The organism is Bacillus sp. JH7, assembly GCF_001563515.1.
GTDB lineage: Bacteria > Bacillota > Bacilli > Bacillales > Bacillaceae_G > Bacillus_A > Bacillus_A cereus.
In genome coordinates this window covers 2664357-2682693 of the sequence record NZ_LPUS01000001.1, presented here as the reverse complement: position 1 = coordinate 2682693, position 18337 = coordinate 2664357, and the positions used below count along the sequence as shown (strand labels likewise).

Here is an 18337-nt window from a genome sequence, read left to right as displayed (position 1 = left end):
GGATATTACACGTTTTGTATAAATTTAGAAAATTAATATTTTTAATAGACTTATAAACATTTATTTTATATATAAGGAAAAATGGATATATTTCCTATTACTTTTTGAAAGAGATTTCATAAATTATAGTATATCGATTGAAAGGAGGAGATTTGAATGGAATTTCAATTGTTGGTAACTTGTATATTACAAGAAGGTAATGCTTACTTTTTAGTAACGAAGGTAGATGATGTTATTACGTTAAAAGTACCGATTACTGCGGGAGTAGCAGGTTTATTTTTAGCTTTAGGTGTACCAAGATGTTCTTAATTTAAATCTCTATAGTAGAAGGGGAAGGGACATGCCTTCCTTTTCTACTATTACATAATATAATTATGTAAACTTAAATATCATATTTGTGATAGCACGTTTGAAATGGACATGCATATACTATAATGTTTCATTGGATGTTAGCGGTGAAAGGTAGTTTTAATAAGTGCATCCAGTGATATTTTTAAGCTATGAAAATAAAAGAGGTGCTATTATATATGAAAAGAAAAACATTGGATATTCCAGTTACATTGCGAAGAGAGTGGTTTTTAATAGAGTTAGCTCATTTAACGAAAAAATATGGAATTGAAATTGCAACTAGTAAAATGGATGCTGCACCGTTTTTAAAAGATCAAGTTACGGAGTCAAAGATAGGGAAAGGGCTACAATACGATAAATATGATGATGAGTATATAATTGAAAATTAAAGGGTAACAACAAAATTAAATTAATTTATAACAAAATATAAAATAAAGCAGATTCTAAATATAGAATCTGCTTTATTATGAAATACTTGTAGTCAACTAGCCTCTTTCTAGTGTTTTTCCTACATATTTCTCTTGCGTTATTCCAAAAGAGTCACGAAGAATGCGAGCATAATCTTTAGATTCTATTGGTCGTTTATTTTTGGTGCCTTTAAAGGTTTCTGTATAATTTTTATTTGTTAATGATATGTGACCATAAGTAGTTAATTTACAAGTGATAGCTCCTTTATTAAAAGGAGATTCTTTATGCTCTACAATCACTTTTTGAATCTTATTCACTTTTTTCTCATCTATTGGATCTACAGTGAAAGCATAGCCTATTTTCCATTCGTTTGAAGGTTCAGACTGTAAGAAACTTGTAGATTCCCCGTTAGCTCCTTTTCTCATTTCTAAAATATGCGTACCTTTTCGAGTATTTCGCTTACGAATTCGATATTCTCCTGTTTGAGAGGAGATGACTTCTCCGTTAAAAGGGACTGGATGTAAAGGGAGATGAGATGCAAAACCTGCATCCACAACATAATCTTTATCCTCATGACTTAATATGATAATGACATGACCATCATCGGGTTTCCATTTATTATCGTAAAGGTCATAAACAGTACCGGCTACTTTGTATACTTGAAACCCACAATCAATTAAAAAATAATACAATAGGGAGTTTAATTCATAACAAAGTCCACCTCGTTTTTGAATAAGTAACTTTTCTATTAAGTTATCTTTTGAGATATTTTTAATAGTACCAGCCATAATATCAAGATTTTCATAGGGGAGAATCATTCCCATTTTCAAGAGAATTCCATCTAAATCATCAAATGTTATTTCTTTTGCAGGAATTTCTAAGCGTTTAAAAAACTCCTTTTGTAATTTGGTCATCATAAAGTATTCTCCTTTCTTTTTACAGAATTTTCTTCTGCTCACCGATAGGTTAGTACTTCTAAAAAGTTAATTCAAGTGTGCGGAAATTATCATAATATATGTTTCTGGAAATATGATTTTCTATTCGGAAATTTCAGTTTAATTTTTAATCGTAGGAAAGTCTTATAATACAAGCTCCTTTAAAATTAGTTTGTATTTAATGAAAAGAAAGTACATATCTTTATTATATTTTTAAATAACTAACTAGTAATAAAATGTTTTTTTACTAAAATTTTTTCAAGATTTGTATGCTTTATATAAACAATAATGATTTAAAAAATATCTGGGTGTAGCGAAGTTAACAATTATTGAGAAACTTTTTTGTCGTATTCTATCAAAAGGAAGAGGTAGAAACAAAGAGAATAACGAGAGTTAAGGAAGAGGGTATACAACTAGTAACCTTCTAAAAATAGGGCTAACATCTTTTAAAAATAAAAGATTAGCTATTATTAAGGAAGGGAAAATATAAAATATTATAAAGAACACCTTCTTTCAAAAAAATAGGGGGAGTAATATGCGACTGATGAGAAGATGTGTGGCCTTACTAATTGTATTTTTTATCATGGCTCCAACGATTAGCACAAATGTACAGGCAGAAGTTATAAAAGAGCTTGGAAAGGGGGTTCCTGATACAGAAGTATTCACACCTGGAGAATGGTTTTTAGGCCAAAAACCTGCTAATTATGATGAGAATAAACCGCCAATTCTCTTTGTACAAGGAAGAAATGGTAATGCTGATAGTTGGTATGGAAAGACAGTATATCATGATATAAATGATATGTATGATTATGCTTTAAAAGCAGGCTATCAAACAGTGTTTATACAATTGTATGATGCTGCAGGGAAAGGTTCGGCTAGTCAGTGGGATAACGGAAAGTTGTTAGCACAAAAACTTGAAGAAATATATAATCATTTCGGTAAAAAAGTTAATATTGTAGCGCATAGTAAAGGTGGTATTGATACACAAGCCGCATTAGTTGAATATGGTGCGAATCGATTTGTTGGAAATGTTATTACACTTGCTACACCGCATCACGGCTCAAATTTAGCAGATTTGTCATATAGTTGGTGGGCAGGGTGGCTTGCTTCTATATTAGGTCAAAAAGATGATGGTACGTATTCGTTACAAATAGGTGAAATGGCAAAGTTTCGTTCAATAATAGATAACAACCCAGCAGCTAAATTAAACCGTTACTATACGGCTACTGGAACTAGCTGGGGGCCAACATTTTCTGCATTATCTATGGGTGGGTTATATTTATCATCGTACGGTTCAAATGATGGACTAGTAAATGAATGGAGTGCGAAGCTATCGTACGGTACACATTTATTTACAGATTCCAGATTTGATCATGACAATATAAGAAAAGGATCAGCTGTTTTTGCACGAATTGAACCATATTTACGTACGACAAATGTGGGATTACCAGCTTTAGTAGCATCCAGCACTAGTTCAAATGGAGATCTAGAACAATTAAATACAACTTCAAATCAAAATATTTTAGGAGGCGAATTACCACAAAATCAGTGGATAGAGCAAAGTATTTCTGTTGATAAAAAGGCTGAAGGAATAGTTTCTGTACTAACTGCTTCTTCTGATGTAGAAGTACAAATGGTATCTCCAAAAGGAAAAATCTATGCAAATAAAGATAGCGCTATAACGACTGGTGAAGGCGAATCTTTCTTTAATGGGGCGACAATTAGAACATTTAAGTTTGATAAATTGGAAGTAGGCGAATGGAAAATCAAAATGATGGCGAAGCAGTCGAAAGATGCATATTTAGTTGTAAGCGATTACAAGGATGACGCACCATTTGTTCTTCGAATGCCTACAAAAGTTAAAATAAATAAACCTGAGTATAAACTGAAAAAATCACCTGTAGCACCTGAAATGAAAGGGGATCTTTCCATAACAGTAAGAGTCGTTAATAAAGAAGGTAAGTTAGTCTCTGAATTTAATGAATTACAAAATGTTAATACGAATACATTTACAGGTGCTTTGAAAGATATAAAACAACCGGGAGTATATAACGTTACGATGGATATAAAAGGGATGAATAAAGAAGGAAAACCATATAATCGTACGATTGTTAAGTCGGTTTATGTAGAGAAATAAGGAAGAATAAATAAGTATAATAAAAAAGTGCAGAAATCTTGTGTTAGAAAGAATTCTGCACTTTTTTATGTGGGGAGAGATAATAAAAGTTGAAAAAACTGTTATTCAATAAAAAAAGATGCTGAAATAGCATCTGAATGTGAAGAAATAATTTTAACTTAGTTTTGTAACTGTTAATTCAACTGAATTTATACCATTGTCACAAGTTACAATACTTTGACGATTAAAACCACTATTATTTCTAAGTTGAAGAGTTGAATTAGCAGGCACTGTAACAATTGTTTCGCCAACGAGTTGAAGACATTCGTTATTTGATGAAGTATTCATTTGAATAGCGAAGTCACCTTGACTATTAGCAAGTGGATTGTTATTTAAAAATATAGTTATGACTGGGATATGTGGAAATACAGGATTTAAAGTAGTATTAATACTGGAAATGAACGAAACTCTATAATCACCAGCTTGTCTAAAGTGTATAGTAGTAGGATTTAGTAAGGAAACACCTCCTGCTAAAGGTCCAACGTGATTAAATGGAAAAGGATCGCCAAAAGGAACAGTTATAAATTCAGTTTGCCAAAAAGTTCCGTATGCAGGACAGCTTCGTTTATGTGAATGGTCACATGAACATTTTTTATTTGAACTGGAAGAAGATTTGCATGAGCATTTTTTATTTGAACTGGAAGAAGATTTGCATGAGCATTTTTTATTTGAACTGGAAGAAGATTTGCATGAGCATTTTTTATACGAGTTTGAAGAATGATAGTATGAACCCAATATATTACCTCCTATTCTTAATAAATTTAAATCACATAGTAGTTTATGAAGATGAATCACAATTGGCGTGTATGCTTGTACTATAAAAGGAGATAGATTTGGAATATAAAGTGGTCAAATGATGAAGTGTAGTATTTGGGTATTACCTGTAACACCTTTTGAAGATGGCAAGGTTTATAATTTGATAGAAAAATAAATGGAATTTCTAAATAGATTGAAGTAATGAGGAAACGTTTATCCCGCTATTTTCCGAGCAGTAAGACTCCCACCTCAAAATTCAGCGAAAGCAAAGAAGTTAGGTGGGGGATGAATTAAACCCCCACTCATTAAAATTTCACTTTACTATATTTATTTAGTCTGACAAAACAGAAATATTACCTTTAGCTGTATGGATGTTATCATTTGGTGAAGTTATAATATTTATCTATATTTACATTAGGTTATTCAGTTTATTTTTTATTTGCGTAGCTGAGCAGGAAAAAGTCAGAAAATATAGAATAATGTACATATGAAGCATCGTTTGTTTTTGGTGTGAATAGTAATTAAAGATACGCTAAAATATTTAAAATTGTAACGAAAGAGAGATTAAATAATAGAGGGAGCAACTTACATGGAAAATATATTAAAGGTATCTTCAAAATCAAGCCCAAATTCAGTCGCAGGTGCAATAGCAGGAGTACTAAGAACAAGTGGTAATGTGGAAATTCAAGCGATTGGGGCTGGAGCTATAAATCAAGCGATTAAAGCAATTGCGATTGCAAGAGGGTTCGTCGCTCCAAGTGGTATTGACTTAGCTTTTGTTCCAGCGTTTCAAGAGATTTCTATCAATAATGAAGAAAGAACAGCGATTAAATTAATTGTAGGCCCTAGAAAGAAAAGGTCTTAGTAGAAGAGAGCGTTACTATAAGGGCAAAAGGCCAATAGACTTCCCAGGTTAGATACGCTATTTTATGTAACCGATCCTTGGGTGTGGACACGGCATTATACCGGACTCATGTCTGTTAATTTCTCCTTAAATTTAGCGCGTGTTCTAGATACTTAAAAATGCCAAATCCTTTGTGATATAAGGGATTTGGCATTTTTGATGTTTTTAAAAATAAACAACCTTAAAACTGCTCATTCTTTTCCCAAGATTCAACGATATAGTATGAAAAACCTTATTATATCAAGGTTTATAAGTGTTGATTTTCCTTAATGCTCACATTTTGCTCACATTAAATCTTTTCATTTTTTATCAGACGTTTTCATTAGATTTTATTATGTTCTCGAAGTTTTCTGCTGCTTGTTGCTGCATGTTCTGTGTGATGTGACTATACTTGTCTAAAGTCATTTGAATAGATGAATGCCCCAAGCGATCTTGTACGATTTTAGGGTGTTCTCCAGCCTGAAGCATGAGTGTAGCGTGAGTATGTCGTAAGTCGTGTATTCGAATCCGAGGAACACCAGCTTTTTTATAGTGATCATTCAAAAAGCGATGAGGAGCATCTATATGTAAGGGCGAATGTATCGTATTGCCTGTGAAAATAAAGGCCTCTTCACTCAAATGTATACCCCAGCGGAAAAATTCTTTCTTTTTATAGGAGTAGTAGGATTGTAACTTCCCTATAACAAAAGAAGAGATACTAATACTTCTATTTGAAGACTTAGTTTTCGTAGCGGCTTTAAATAGTCCTGTTTCTGTTTTTACAAGCGATTTATTAACCAGGATACGTTTATTATCAAAGTCAATATCTTTCCACGTTAGTGCAAGTAATTCTCCGCGCCTCATACCTGTATAGATTGCAAGTAAGAAGAACATATGGTATTTAATATTTTTTTCTTTTAGATACTGGAGGAATCGATTACATTCTTCGCTAGACCATGTTTTCATTTCACCTTGCTCTTCACGTGGTTTTTTAACCTTATTCATTATATTATCATGTATGATTTCCCATTCTACAGCGTGTTTGAAAATGCATCTTAGGCAGCGATGGATATTGGTGATTGTACCATTTGATAGTCCTTTTTCCTTAAGTTCAGCATAGTAGCTTTGAATCATTACGGGCTTAATACTTTTAATTTTTTTATAACTAAATGGGGGAAGGATATAGAGCCTAACTAAGCTCATGTCTTTTTCATAAGATGTAATTTTTAATTCAGCTTTACGAAGAGGCTTTAACTTTTCCCATACATCTAAAACAGTTAATTGTTTGTCATCAAAATATATTCCTTTCTCTATCTCTGTAATCATTGTAGCAGCAGCATTTTGGGCTTCTTTTTTTGTTCTAAATCCACTCTTACTTTTTTGCTGGCGTTTTCCTGTGGCCGGATCTATACCGATATCTATTGTAAAAGACCACGTATTTCCACGTTTACGAAAACTTCCTTTCATATTTAATACCTCCTGAATCGTTATTTTTGAAAATTACAGTATTGTGATATTTGACTCTGTAATTTACTTGCTAATAATTGATTTTCATAATGTAAAAGCCTTTTTTCAGCAAACTGTGTTGTTACATTGAATTTTTCTGAGATTATATATGCTTTTAACTGTAGGGGAGGAAGCTTTCGTAACATAAAAGTAGGTACACAAAATTGTTGTGCGAAGTTTTTAGCCTTTGCTTCTTGGTAATCTAGAAACATTTGATGCATTAATAATTGATTACCAGAATGAAATAGAATGTGACAGGTCTCATGGCCAAAATCCTCCCATTGTTCTTGCCGAGAGATACGATTATCAATAACTAGGTTAGCTATTTGATTTCTTTCCATTGCATGACTTCCAAACGGAGCAAAGTACAGCCAAATGTTTAGCTTTTTCGCAATCTCTATCATATCAATTTGTTCGGGAACAATGATAGATAATGATTGGTACAAGTGCTGGATATAGTCTTCAAGTTGTGTTGTGTAGTAGGGTTGCGATTGAAACATATTTTCACTCCATTCGTATATTAGGAACGTATGTTCTTAATATACAACAAAAATAAAAAACTTGGAAGAGTAGCCAAGAAGAGACAATGGATAGATAAATTAAGAAATCTTATTTCCCCTAGATCTACAATACGATAGTAGTATCTTAGATTTAGTGGGGAAATATTGACGAATATATACGATATTATCTGTTTATGTTTTAGAAAATAAGGTAAGATATATATGGTAAATTATTCATGACTTTTCGTTTTTTACCGTAGGAATGAGAATGTGATTAAAAAGGCAATTGACTTTATTTTATCTGAAGTTGACGTACCAGCACTTAATCATCCTGAGATAATTAAGGAGATTAAGTATAAAGTTACAAATACTAAGGTTAGAATTAACTCTTTCAAGAAGATAGGTAATTTTTAAATTTATATGAATGGATTTTCAGATGCTTCTGAGAATAGAAATAATTTAGTGTATAACTCGCTAAAGAATAAAAGACTGAAAACTTACAAGGATATATATCCTGAGTTCAAGGAGAAGTTTCAACATTTTTTGATAATGTTACAGTCTCAAATGATTTTGTTAAAGGGAAGACATATACATTTTTGGATATCTCTAATTTTGCTAGAGATTATGATAATAGAAAAGGTATTTATTGAATAGGAGAACCCTCCAATTTGAGCGCAATTTTTATTAAAGTGACTACAGAGAATGGGAAATATGATTTGCTAAATTCCAAAATTAAGAGCTATTTTGAACGTTTGAAATCAGTCTTTTTATCAAAAAACATATATATAGGGAGAGTAAGCAATATATGGGGAAGTTAACTTTGCAGGCTAATTAGAACGAAGGATACTTGAATTACTTAGATAAAAAGAAATCAGGCATTTTTGAACAAAATAAAATGTAGATTTGAAGTTCTTTATTTTATTAACAAATAAGAAGGAGACTATATGTTTATCAAATACTTGAGTATAAAAAAATATAGAAAATTAAAAGATTTTAAAGTTTCATTTTTAGGTAATAGAGATTTTAATAAGCAATATAAAGATTTTTATGGAAATATGAATTTTACAGTCCTAGTCGGTGAAAATGGTGTAGGAAAAACAACAATTATGAGTTTTATTACTCAAATCTTTCATAATTTAGAAAGGTATCATTCTCGTATACCATCTGATTTTGAGCTGCATTACGATATCATTGATGAAAATACAAAGATATCTCAAGAGATAAAGTTACGTAAAGTTGAAAATAATATTTTCATAAAAACATCTAAGGATGAAGAGGAGTATTTGTTATTAGAGTGGACTCATACCGGACAAGGAGAAGGACATTATAGAAGAAAAAATCATCAATTAAAAATAGAGAATAAAGATGTACAGTTCAAAGATATTATTCAATATTTACCATCAGAAGTAATTACTTCAGTTTTCTCAATTCATGGAGAGTACCCATTAAGTAGAAATAGTAATTATTATGGAGAGTATTTAATAAAAAATTACAATATTAATATGATCTATGGAAAAAATCATTTTGGAGGACCATCTATTTCAAAGGGCATTTCAAGGTTTATTCAGTTGTACATTAAGCAATATAAATTAGTGAAAGAACTATTAGCAAGCTTGAATCTAGAATTTATGGGTATGTTGAAAGTACATGATAATACTTTTACGATATATAAAGAAGACTGGTTTATTGATGAAGATTGGATTGATTTATCAATGATAAGTAAAAAAGAGCGAGATATCCTTTTTTATTTAGAAGATAATAACGAAGTTTATTTCAACGATTTAAAATTCATTAAACAAGAAACAGAAATTACTCTGGAAGATATGAGTTCTGGAGAAAAAATGTTTTTTTATAGAATTTTTTCAATAATGAGTTCAATAAATGATAATTCATTAATAATAATTGAAGAACCAGAATTGCATTTGAACCCATCTTGGACTAAACAAATAATAACAATGTTCTATTTACTATTTCAAAATTATAACTCGCATTTTATTATTGCTACTCATTCTTATTCGTTTATTAACACGCTATTTCCAGACAATATTTTGATGTTTAAAAATAGTGAAATAAAGAATCCATCTTTTAATACATTTTTAGCTAATGAAAAAGAGATTATATATAATATGTTCGAAAATTCAAATAACCATAATTACACAGAATTAAAGTTATTGCATAAAATTAAAGTGGCTGATAAAAAAGAGTTAAATGAAATTATGGGCTATCTTGGTGAATCTTTCTACAGGTTCTTAGTTTTTAATGAATTGGAAAATAGTGGAGATTAACTTATGTGGAGAGTAACAAACGAAAAAAACGCAGAAATATTAGAAATTTTCGAATCAAAAGTTATATATTCTTTTTTTCATTTACTATTAAATGCAAGTAGCATGCAAGAAAATAATACATATAAAATTAAGAAAGATGAAGATATTTGGAAATCTACAAAATATTATCAAAACCTTTCAATCAAATCAAAGAAAGTTATTGATAGCTATTTTATAAAAAAGAAGGGAGAAGAATATTTTTATTGCGTTTTCAGGAAAATTGTAAGTCAGTATAGTAAAGAAGAAATAAAGAGGGTAATTTTGTTGTATTTTAGACAAAATAGCCAATTTTTAATTTTTAAAAAAGGTAAAAAGAATAATAACTCCACCATCCAATATATACCGTTTTTAAGAGAGGTAGCCATCATACCAGAAATCGCAACAATTTTTAAAGAATTCTTTTTTGATCATTTTTTAAAGGTAAAATCTATTTGGAAATTGATATATGGTGAGCCAATAAATAAGTTAATTATGCATGATAATTTTCATGAAGAAAATTATCAAATGAGCGTCTGTCCATTTTGTGATATTACTTTAACCTTATCTAAAGGAAGTAGTGAGTGGGAACATTTTTTACCAAAAGTTAAATTTCCACTTTTAGCTATGAACCCGTATAATTTATTCTCTGCTTGTAAGCCATGTAATACTGCAAAAGGAACTAAAGTTATACCAGGAATATATTCACCAGCTACTTTTCAGGTGGGTGATTTTATAACATTTACAATTGGAAAAGATTGTATTAATGTGAAGAATTTAATGGGGATAAAAGAAGTACAACATTTTTTGGATTTATTTAGCATTGAATCTAAATATAAAGAGAAAAAAGTATTTAATCATATGCAAAAAGAACTTGAAAAGTATATTGAGACTTTACATATGGCTAAAATGTTTGAAAAAAAGGAAATTGAAAAGTATTTATCAAAAAGTTATAAGCATAGTTCAATGAGCTTAGCGACAGTGAGTATTTTAAAAACTTATCCAGAATATCAAAATGCAAGATAGTTTATGAAAAGTAATGAATAATGTTAAAAGATAGCTATAGAAAATACACGCAGTTAAGCGTGCTTTTTCTATAGCTAATTATAGATTATCTATTTTTCTTTATGCTGTATAATGAATTCCCAAAAGCGCTTTAACTCATCGCGTTTTTCTGGGGATGAATGCTTAATGTCTTTAAACCATAGGCCTAGCTCAGAATCGTTAAAAATTTCTTGTGAATCGTTTTTCTTAAGAATGCTTGTTCTTCCGAGTAGAAAATCTGTCGTCACCTCAAAATAATTTGCAATACTATTAAGTGTAGCGTAATCAGGTTGACGTTCATTTCTTTCGTACATACCAATAGTACTTTCACTAAGTTTAAGAGTTTGAGCTAATTCCCTTTGGGTAAGTTTTTTTTCTTTTCTTAATTCACGTAGTATATTTCCGAATGTTTTCATTTTATCACCTGTTTATATAATAACACACAGTGTGTTATTTAATTAAGTTTCTAAATATAAACCACACATAAAGTGTTGACAACACGAAATGTGTGGTTTATATTTAGGATTAAGCGCACAAAATGTGTTGGAGGAGGAAGATATGGATAAGAAAAAAGTAGCTGAAAATCTTGTTAATTTAAGAAACGGAAAATCTAGAGAAGAAGTTGCTGAATTAGTAGGAATCAGCGTTAGTACATTACAAATGTATGAAAATGCACAGAGAATTCCAAGAGATATTATAAAAGTAAAGCTGGCAAATTTTTATGGTGTAACAGTTCAATCTATTTTTTTTGATTATCAACAACACAAAATGTGCGATTGAGGAAAATCTTGTCAAGGAGGATAAATATGATTAATTTCGATATTGAATCATTCCGTAAAATAGTCCGGGAAGAAGTACAAAAAGCAACTGAACATCTACAGCCAATGAAAGAATTACCACCATTTTTAACTATTACAGAATTAATGGAACTATTACATATTAAACGTACCAAAGCATCTGAGTTATTAAACCGTTCTGATTTTCCAGTATGTCGTGAAGCCGGGGTTCTTATTCCTACACACCTTCTTTTTAAGTGGATGGAGAATCACACTGAATGGGTAGAAAACAATACTGAGTATTATAATCCATTTAAAGAATCCGTCTAATAGTAACTTACTATAGTAAGTTGTCACAAATAAATATTGCTTTAGGTACGAATGGGGGAAGTAAACGATGTCCATAGGAAAAGAAGTTGCTATGGCACGCAAACGAAAGGGAATCACCCAAGAGCAACTCTCCTTAGAAATCCCCGTGAGTCGTGAGTCACTAGCAAAATATGAAACTGAACAACGACGTTTACCAGAAGATTTACGAAAATGCATTACTGAAGGAATTGATGATCCACAGTTGTTTTTTAAAATGTGGAGTGAGGCAGCAGGATATGTAAGTATCCCGTTCTTTAATGGAGAGCAAATAGATCTTCATCCTACAAGTATGAGATATATGGTTTATCAAGAAACAAATGAAGCTTTGAAACAACTAGATACAGTATGTTGGTTTAAAGCTTCACAAACTTGGTCCGAAAGTGAGAAAGAGGCATTGAAAAAGGTAATGCATGAAATCTTGGATGCTACAGGTTCAATGATGAGCCTTGTAGCGGTCCTATGTGATCAATATGGTATTTCAATGAAAGAAGTCTTTAAGTACTGGAAAGTATCATTACGAGCTAGGAAGTATATAAAAGCTTAATTTAATTATTTTATTGGGGAGGTTTAAGTTATGACGATTAATTATGCAAGTCCAACTTTAAATCAATATAAAGCTCTAATTCGTAAGGAAGCAAATTTATATGGTGATATTCGAATTGCATCAGTTTGTGGAGACTATATGAAAGCTAGGGATCTAAAACAAGAGAAGAAATTAATGGAGATAAGAATTCGAATTATAGAAGCAGCGTTCGTTTTGAAAAACAAAAATAAAAAAGAAAAGACTACCGCATAGCCCGCGATAGCCAAGAAAATTAACATGTGAATTATAGCATACTTCGATTTAATGCGACAAGCAATTGTGCTTGTCGTTATGATCAGAAAGGCTGAGTCCCCATATTTTATTAGATGCTGCTTTTTCTTTCTGTTCATAACGATGCGTACAGTATCAAATTACTAGAAATGAGGAATAAGTCATGAAATCAGAATGTAATCGTCTGTTTGATTTAGTTCTACCAGGGGATTTTACCTTTGCAAATGAATTACATAACTGTATGGTGGCATGTATTCATAACATGTTCAATGCTAGTTCATTAGATGAAGCAAATCATTGGGAGAAGGAATTAAATAGATGCGCAAAAGAATTCAAGAGCCTTCGTAATGAAAAAGAGGATCACGATGTATCAAAGAGTTATCGTGTAGTTGTTAAAAGTCTTCAAGGGCAGGGGATCAATGCATCAGTAGTTAGTCGAAGAAAATAAAAAATCTATCACTTGGCAGAGTGATAGATTTTAGACTCTTATAGAGAGTCTTTCTAAAAATAGAATTGGATTAAGTATACCAAAGCAAATCAAGTAAAACAATGGAGGATGAATAATATGGCAGTTTATAGACCTGTTCAAGTTTCATATTGGCAAGATGCATTCGTTTTAGATCTTACACCGGAGGAAAAATACTTCTACCTGTATTTGATGACTAATAGCAAAACTTCTCAGAGTGGTATCTATGAGCTTCCATTACGAGTGATAGAAATGGATACAGGGTATAACCGTGAGACGGTTGAGAAGCTGCTAGAGCGGTTTGCTGATTACGGGAAAATTCATTACAACAAAAAGACGAAAGAAATTATGTTGCTCAATTGGCTTAAATTCAATGCTATTACAAATATGAATATTGAAAAGTGTGTGTTAAAAGAAATCCAGAATATTAAGTGTGAAGATTTTTTAATTGATTTTTATGAGACATGTTTAGATTTAGAACAGCAGCAAGATTTTAAAATTCCTCGTATTAAGGAATACTTCCAAGCTCGTTTTGAGTGGCTTATAAGGGGCTTGGAAGACCCTATGAAGGAAAAAGAAGAAACAAAAACAAAAACAGAAACAAAAGAAAAAGAAGAAACAAAAACAAAAGAAGAAGCAGCAAGCTGCTCAAGAGATAAAAAAGTTGCAGAAGAAAATCCAATAGCATTTTATGAGCAAAACTTTGGAGTTCTTAAACCATTTGTGGCTGAAGGGATTAATGCGTGGATTGAAGATTTGAATGCACAGCTTGTTATTAAAGCAATGAAAATAGCTTTAGAAAAGAATGCACCTAATATGTCTTATGTACAAGGTATTTTAAGAGATTGGCATGCCAAGGGTTATAAGAGTATTACTGATGTTGAAGCTGCACAAACTCAATTCCGTAAGAAATACCAGTCTCGTGGTGGGAGAAGTAATGCTCGAAAAGAAATTGTTCCTGATTGGTTACATACACAAGATACAGAAGTGCAATCTCAGCCTGTAAAGCACGATGAAATGGATTTAGAGGGTGAACGTAAACGTTTAGAACAAGTATTAGCTAAATATAAAAAAGAGGCTTAGGAGGATTGTAATGCCAAAGCAGTTAACAATATTTGATGTTGAGCCTGTAGTAGCATTCGATACTGAGAAAGCACACATTCATCGATTAAATTCTAAAGTTCGTTTTACGGATGTAGTTGTTCAAGTACCAAAGCAAGTAAGAGCTACTGATGAATTAAAACCAACAACAGCGCCAAATGATCAGTATGAATTATTTGAGGAATATACAATTGGAATTTGGAGATTTAAGCGAGTGGAAGATAAGCAGTTCGATTGGGAAGAAGCGGAGGAGCTTTGCAAGTCTGCGAGAGATAATAAAGAACCGATTTCAATACGACTTTATTTATCATTAGAACAATCATTTATTCCTGATAATGTTGTGGAATATCTATAACAAAATAAAAAAGTCGAGATTGCTCCCGACTTACTTCGACAAAATAATCATAACATACGGGAGTGGTCTTAATGGGAATTATTAAAGAAAATCTTGTAGAAATGACAGCTGAAATAGATTTGGAAATAAACGGAATATATGTTGTTAAAAATGGTCAGGTCCAACTGATAGAACCACCTCAAGGTGGATTTGGTGAACAATCATTTGTATATCAAAATGGAAAAGTAATTCGTATGGAAGAACGAAAAACACAGTTATTATAATCGAATTTGAATTTTATAAAAATAAATATTGAGGATAGCCCTTATAAATAAGGGCTCCACTCTCAAAAGGATGAGAGTGGAGCCTGTGGATGAAATTACTGAGTTCTTGGGATGGTGAACACCAGCACATAAATAATATCATGAGTATTCAGAAAAAACATTGAGTAAATGTTTACGATTATTCAAATAATAGTAAATTAGTTTGAAACGAACAAAAGCGTTATTTTAATCGAAAAAGAGAATACGAACATGAAATAAGACCGTCCCCTTTATAGGAACGGCTGTACAAATATCATGTGCTGGAGGTTGCTCCAAATGGCATAAGACGTTTTCTCTAAACATTATAGACAAGAATATTTACGATTATACGCAAAAACGGCAGGCAACCGATTAAGTTACCTGCCATGTCCTGAAAAGATACGGAGGAGAGAGCTCCGATTTGAAAGAGTGAAGCCGGTGGGAAGTCGGTTTGCAGGTAGTATGTGTAATATAAAAAGGATTATTCATAAAGGAGAATGGGAGATGGACAAACAAAAACGCATTGAAATCGTGAATTCACTTATTAAGTATCTTGTAGATTATGAGAGGGAGTTCTTTCGTTACAAGGATAGAACAGCACATTTTAAGCATGATGGTAGAAATCTATGGTTCATTAATCATGGCACGAATGTTCCGATGCGTATGACAAGAAGTTCTTACATGAACAAGAAACAGGAACATAATTTCTCTGGTGGCGGAACAATGTGGGGATTAATCAGAGATTTCACGGACTTTATATTTGGTAATGACAATTCGAACGGTAGAAATGGTTATGGAGGATTGTACTGTACTCATTGGGGTTGGTCAGAAGAAGGGATGGAAAAGATGCGTGAATATGCACGGGAAATCGGATATTTAAAAGCTTCATAAAATAGTTAATTTAATAAAAAAAGCAGTTCACTTTTTGAACTGCTTCCTAATAGAGTTCTGGTTATGTAATTTAGATGAAGATGCTACTTACTAGGAATAGAGCTCCTAGCAAAATTAGAGAATCAACTAAAATCAAGAACTGGTTTTTTTGTGGCTTTTTCAATTCCTTTATTAAGCTAAAAACTGCACTCAATCCGAAACAAATGTATAACAAAATCATTATTGTTTCTGACATAATTAACACTCCTAATATATTGATAATTTAATTATATAACGAAAAACATTTGTATGTAAGTTTTTAACAAAATTCTTATTTTAAAGCTAAAGAGCGCCTTGTAGTGCGCTCCTTATGCCTACTAATTATAAATGTTTATGTTTGATCTTAGATTTCTTGCTTGGAAATAAAATACTCTTAAACAAAGTTTAGATAGACAATACAGCCCATAATTACAATATAAAACAATGCACAAAAGAAGATTAAAATGTATTTTAATGTCTTGTTCATATTAGTACCGTCCTAAAAGAGGATTATTTGGATTTTAATATGGTATGTAAAAAAGGTGCATTTATACAAGGGAAGGGTAGCTAGCAAAAGTAAATAAAATCTTTATTTAAATAAAAAGAGCGCTAATCGTGAGCGCTCCTTATACCTCATTATAACGACAGTGACGAACTCACATTATATAGAAAGGCACTATTATTGTATGTCAGAGTATGAGATTAGTGAATAGATATAGATAAAATCTTTATTCAAAAATTAAAGAGTGGTTTTTAAGTGGCTCTATGACTAAGAGTTATTTTAAATTTTTTATGGTTTTGAAGTATTTAAGCAATAATTTTGTTTAAGACTAAGATATTTTCTCATTAGTAATACCGATTTGCTTCAGTAGACATGGCAATCGCTTTTGTTTCATGAACTGTACCATAGGGATGTTCTGGCGGTGCATATATAGAGTAAATTTTAAGTGGTTTATTCCCCATATTAATTACATTATGCCATTTTCCAGCAGGTATCATAATTGCATAGTCATCATAGACCATTTCTTGAAAATCTAATTTATCTTTGTTATCACCCATTTGAACGAGTCCTTGACCCTCTTCAATACGTATGAATTGATCGGTTGTAGGGTGTACTTCTAAACCTATGTCATCACCAACATTAATACTCATTAAAGTTACTTGTAAGTTTTTTCCTGTCCAGATAGCGGTTCGGTAAGTATTGTTTTGTTTGGTGGCTTGATTAATATTCAATACAAATGGTCTAGCTCCATAATCTGTTAATCTAACATTTTCACAACAAGGATTTCGGTTGTGGTCCCAAGCATTATTGTTGTAACTGTAATAATAAGGATTCCAACCGTAAATCCAATTATTGTTATTCCAGATGCTATCCATTGAGCTTTGACATTGATAATAACGTGGATTATATTGCATATCCAAGCTCCTCTCATGATTTTATCATTTACTGTTTATCCTATGCTGTTGTCTATTTATAGGAATGCAGAATAAGAGGAAATGGGCAGTAATAAAAAATACAAACAAACTTTATTATTTTTCCAGGAAAAATAAAAGAACCCGTCTTTTATAAACGGATTCTTCCCACAAGGTCTGCAAGAAATTCAAGGTAACTGGACCAGAGCAACCTGTGGAATTCCTTGTGATAATATTGTATGCCAAAGAATCAGTAAGGTTAATGAAATCTAAACAAAATCTTATTTTAAAGCTAAAGAATGCCTTGTAGAGCGTTACTTATGCCTAATTATAAATGGTTATGTGCGATCTTAGATTTCTTGCTTGGAGGAATAAAATGCTCTGAAACAAAGTTTAGATAAATAATACAGCTAATTATGGCAATATAAAACACTACACAAAAGAAGGTTAAAATGTATTTTAATGTCTTGTTCATATTAGTACCGTCCTAAAAGAGGATTATTTGGATTTTAATATGGTATGTAAAAAAGGTGCATTTATACAAGGGACGGATAGCTAGTACAAGTAAAACAAAATCCTTATTTAACAACAAATAAAAAGAGTGCATTTTTATATGCGCCCTTAGTAAGGTAGGTGAATGTTTCATGAGATATAGAAAATCTAAAAAAATCGTAATCAGATTTTCACGAGTAAATTTTTAATATTGTATGCCTTACATGGAATTATGGAGCCTGTCATTAAATAATAAAGAGCGCCTTGAGAGAAAGGCGCTCTGACTAAAACTAATGTTGAAAAAGAATACCCATAATATTGTATGTATGTTTTTGATTTAGGTGCGAGATTAAATAAAATCTTTATTTAAATATAAAGAGCGCTTTAAAAAGCGCTCTCTGACCAAGATTTTTAATAGAAAATAGGTGTCAGCTCACTAGGCTTAATTTGTAAGCATGAATACATGTGCAGCCCATATTAATATATGTATTTTCTTATGAAGTGT

Annotated in this window: 21 protein-coding genes; 15 read left to right on the top strand and 6 right to left on the bottom strand. The window is 31.5% G+C overall.

Translation table 11 applies throughout. The annotated features are described in order from the left end of the window. Positions 1-156: 156 nt before the first annotated feature. The gene (gene exsG, locus AU379_RS13400; RefSeq protein WP_000395679.1) at positions 157-309 is read left to right on the top strand and encodes an exosporium protein ExsG; all 153 of its coding nucleotides are present in this window, start codon (positions 157-159) and stop codon (positions 307-309) included. 218 nt (positions 310-527) lie between these two features. Beyond that, positions 528-737, top strand: coding sequence for a hypothetical protein (locus tag AU379_RS13395; RefSeq protein WP_000824205.1), 210 nt, complete (start codon positions 528-530; stop codon positions 735-737). Between the two features lie 96 nt (positions 738-833). Here AU379_RS13395 and AU379_RS13390 read toward each other — a convergent pair whose 3' ends face one another. Next, positions 834-1673: an arylamine N-acetyltransferase gene (locus AU379_RS13390; RefSeq protein ID WP_000988428.1), complete on the bottom strand. Its 840-nt coding sequence runs from the start codon at positions 1671-1673 to the stop codon at positions 834-836. A gap of 553 nt (positions 1674-2226) precedes the next feature. Here AU379_RS13390 and AU379_RS13385 point away from each other — a divergent pair. After that, complete coding sequence (locus AU379_RS13385; protein WP_061139405.1) at positions 2227-3828, top strand: hypothetical protein; 1602 nt, start codon at positions 2227-2229, stop codon at positions 3826-3828. 153 nt (positions 3829-3981) lie between these two features. On the opposite strand, the gene AU379_RS13380 is transcribed toward AU379_RS13385, so the two are convergent. Continuing rightward, entirely contained in the window at positions 3982-4662 is a 681-nt protein-coding gene (locus AU379_RS13380; protein WP_089455247.1) for a preprotein translocase, read from the bottom strand. A gap of 550 nt (positions 4663-5212) precedes the next feature. Here AU379_RS13380 and AU379_RS13375 point away from each other — a divergent pair. After that, positions 5213-5488, top strand: a complete 276-nt coding sequence (locus AU379_RS13375; protein ID WP_000427801.1) for a stage V sporulation protein S — start codon at positions 5213-5215, stop codon at positions 5486-5488. 348 nt (positions 5489-5836) lie between these two features. On the opposite strand, the gene AU379_RS13370 is transcribed toward AU379_RS13375, so the two are convergent. After that, entirely contained in the window at positions 5837-6973 is a 1137-nt protein-coding gene (locus AU379_RS13370; protein ID WP_061139403.1) for a site-specific integrase, read from the bottom strand. Between the two features lie 20 nt (positions 6974-6993). Further along, entirely contained in the window at positions 6994-7512 is a 519-nt protein-coding gene (locus AU379_RS13365) for an ImmA/IrrE family metallo-endopeptidase (protein WP_061139402.1), read from the bottom strand. 944 nt (positions 7513-8456) lie between these two features. Between AU379_RS13365 and AU379_RS13355 the strand changes: the two genes are divergently transcribed. Next, on the top strand, positions 8457-9797 hold the full coding sequence (locus tag AU379_RS13355; protein ID WP_061139401.1) for an ATP-binding protein: 1341 nt from the start codon (positions 8457-8459) through the stop codon (positions 9795-9797). A 3-nt stretch (positions 9798-9800) separates the two neighbouring features. Beyond that, the gene (locus tag AU379_RS13350) at positions 9801-10838 is read left to right on the top strand and encodes a hypothetical protein (protein ID WP_061139400.1); all 1038 of its coding nucleotides are present in this window, start codon (positions 9801-9803) and stop codon (positions 10836-10838) included. Between the two features lie 89 nt (positions 10839-10927). On the opposite strand, the gene AU379_RS13345 is transcribed toward AU379_RS13350, so the two are convergent. After that, a complete protein-coding gene (locus tag AU379_RS13345) occupies positions 10928-11272 on the bottom strand; it encodes a helix-turn-helix transcriptional regulator (RefSeq protein WP_061139399.1) in 345 nt (114 codons plus the stop codon). Between the two features lie 142 nt (positions 11273-11414). On the opposite strand from AU379_RS13345, the gene AU379_RS13340 reads away from it, so the two are divergent. The 9 genes from AU379_RS13340 to AU379_RS13300 all read left to right on the top strand — a co-directional run bounded on the left by AU379_RS13340 (position 11415) and on the right by AU379_RS13300 (position 15909). After that, complete coding sequence (locus AU379_RS13340) at positions 11415-11636, top strand: helix-turn-helix transcriptional regulator (RefSeq protein ID WP_061139398.1); 222 nt, start codon at positions 11415-11417, stop codon at positions 11634-11636. 26 nt (positions 11637-11662) lie between these two features. Then, positions 11663-11962, top strand: a complete 300-nt coding sequence (locus tag AU379_RS13335; protein WP_061139397.1) for a helix-turn-helix domain-containing protein — start codon at positions 11663-11665, stop codon at positions 11960-11962. Positions 11963-12029: 67 nt separating this feature from the next. After that, complete coding sequence (locus AU379_RS13330; RefSeq protein ID WP_061139396.1) at positions 12030-12545, top strand: helix-turn-helix transcriptional regulator; 516 nt, start codon at positions 12030-12032, stop codon at positions 12543-12545. 30 nt (positions 12546-12575) lie between these two features. Continuing rightward, entirely contained in the window at positions 12576-12797 is a 222-nt protein-coding gene (locus tag AU379_RS13325) for a hypothetical protein (protein ID WP_061139395.1), read from the top strand. Positions 12798-12978: 181 nt separating this feature from the next. Further along, on the top strand, positions 12979-13263 hold the full coding sequence (locus tag AU379_RS13320) for a hypothetical protein (protein WP_061139394.1): 285 nt from the start codon (positions 12979-12981) through the stop codon (positions 13261-13263). 117 nt (positions 13264-13380) lie between these two features. Continuing rightward, positions 13381-14364 (top strand): DnaD domain protein, encoded by a 984-nt coding sequence (locus AU379_RS13315; RefSeq protein WP_061139393.1) that lies wholly within the window; start codon positions 13381-13383, stop codon positions 14362-14364. A 10-nt stretch (positions 14365-14374) separates the two neighbouring features. Then, the gene (locus AU379_RS13310; protein WP_001125986.1) at positions 14375-14737 is read left to right on the top strand and encodes a hypothetical protein; all 363 of its coding nucleotides are present in this window, start codon (positions 14375-14377) and stop codon (positions 14735-14737) included. Between the two features lie 71 nt (positions 14738-14808). After that, positions 14809-15000: a DUF3954 domain-containing protein gene (locus tag AU379_RS13305; RefSeq protein ID WP_061139392.1), complete on the top strand. Its 192-nt coding sequence runs from the start codon at positions 14809-14811 to the stop codon at positions 14998-15000. A 522-nt stretch (positions 15001-15522) separates the two neighbouring features. Further along, complete coding sequence (locus tag AU379_RS13300) at positions 15523-15909, top strand: hypothetical protein (protein ID WP_061139391.1); 387 nt, start codon at positions 15523-15525, stop codon at positions 15907-15909. A gap of 864 nt (positions 15910-16773) precedes the next feature. Here AU379_RS13300 and AU379_RS13295 read toward each other — a convergent pair. Further along, the gene (locus AU379_RS13295; protein WP_001199851.1) at positions 16774-17343 is read right to left on the bottom strand and encodes a cupin domain-containing protein; all 570 of its coding nucleotides are present in this window, start codon (positions 17341-17343) and stop codon (positions 16774-16776) included. Between the last annotated feature and the right edge of the window lie 994 nt (positions 17344-18337).

Excerpts from the sequence above, each read along its gene's own strand:
- AU379_RS13350 (WP_061139400.1), top strand. The coding sequence starts at position 9,801 with ATGTGGAGAGTAACAAACGAAAAAAACGCAGAAATATTAGAAATTTTC.
- AU379_RS13320 (WP_061139394.1), top strand. The coding sequence starts at position 12,979 with ATGAAATCAGAATGTAATCGTCTGTTTGATTTAGTTCTACCAGGGGAT.
- AU379_RS13375 (WP_000427801.1), top strand. The coding sequence starts at position 5,213 with ATGGAAAATATATTAAAGGTATCTTCAAAATCAAGCCCAAATTCAGTC.
- AU379_RS13330 (WP_061139396.1), top strand. The coding sequence starts at position 12,030 with ATGTCCATAGGAAAAGAAGTTGCTATGGCACGCAAACGAAAGGGAATC.
- AU379_RS13345 (WP_061139399.1), bottom strand. The coding sequence starts at position 11,272 with ATGAAAACATTCGGAAATATACTACGTGAATTAAGAAAAGAAAAAAAA.
- AU379_RS13340 (WP_061139398.1), top strand. The coding sequence starts at position 11,415 with ATGGATAAGAAAAAAGTAGCTGAAAATCTTGTTAATTTAAGAAACGGA.
- AU379_RS13365 (WP_061139402.1), bottom strand. The coding sequence starts at position 7,512 with ATGTTTCAATCGCAACCCTACTACACAACACAACTTGAAGACTATATC.
- AU379_RS13325 (WP_061139395.1), top strand. The coding sequence starts at position 12,576 with ATGACGATTAATTATGCAAGTCCAACTTTAAATCAATATAAAGCTCTA.
- AU379_RS13295 (WP_001199851.1), bottom strand. The coding sequence starts at position 17,343 with ATGCAATATAATCCACGTTATTATCAATGTCAAAGCTCAATGGATAGC.
- AU379_RS13395 (WP_000824205.1), top strand. The coding sequence starts at position 528 with ATGAAAAGAAAAACATTGGATATTCCAGTTACATTGCGAAGAGAGTGG.
- AU379_RS13370 (WP_061139403.1), bottom strand. The coding sequence starts at position 6,973 with ATGAAAGGAAGTTTTCGTAAACGTGGAAATACGTGGTCTTTTACAATA.
- AU379_RS13355 (WP_061139401.1), top strand. The coding sequence starts at position 8,457 with ATGTTTATCAAATACTTGAGTATAAAAAAATATAGAAAATTAAAAGAT.
- AU379_RS13385 (WP_061139405.1), top strand. The coding sequence starts at position 2,227 with ATGCGACTGATGAGAAGATGTGTGGCCTTACTAATTGTATTTTTTATC.
- AU379_RS13315 (WP_061139393.1), top strand. The coding sequence starts at position 13,381 with ATGGCAGTTTATAGACCTGTTCAAGTTTCATATTGGCAAGATGCATTC.
- AU379_RS13310 (WP_001125986.1), top strand. The coding sequence starts at position 14,375 with ATGCCAAAGCAGTTAACAATATTTGATGTTGAGCCTGTAGTAGCATTC.
- AU379_RS13305 (WP_061139392.1), top strand. The coding sequence starts at position 14,809 with ATGGGAATTATTAAAGAAAATCTTGTAGAAATGACAGCTGAAATAGAT.
- exsG (WP_000395679.1), top strand. The coding sequence starts at position 157 with ATGGAATTTCAATTGTTGGTAACTTGTATATTACAAGAAGGTAATGCT.
- AU379_RS13335 (WP_061139397.1), top strand. The coding sequence starts at position 11,663 with ATGATTAATTTCGATATTGAATCATTCCGTAAAATAGTCCGGGAAGAA.
- AU379_RS13390 (WP_000988428.1), bottom strand. The coding sequence starts at position 1,673 with ATGATGACCAAATTACAAAAGGAGTTTTTTAAACGCTTAGAAATTCCT.
- AU379_RS13300 (WP_061139391.1), top strand. The coding sequence starts at position 15,523 with ATGGACAAACAAAAACGCATTGAAATCGTGAATTCACTTATTAAGTAT.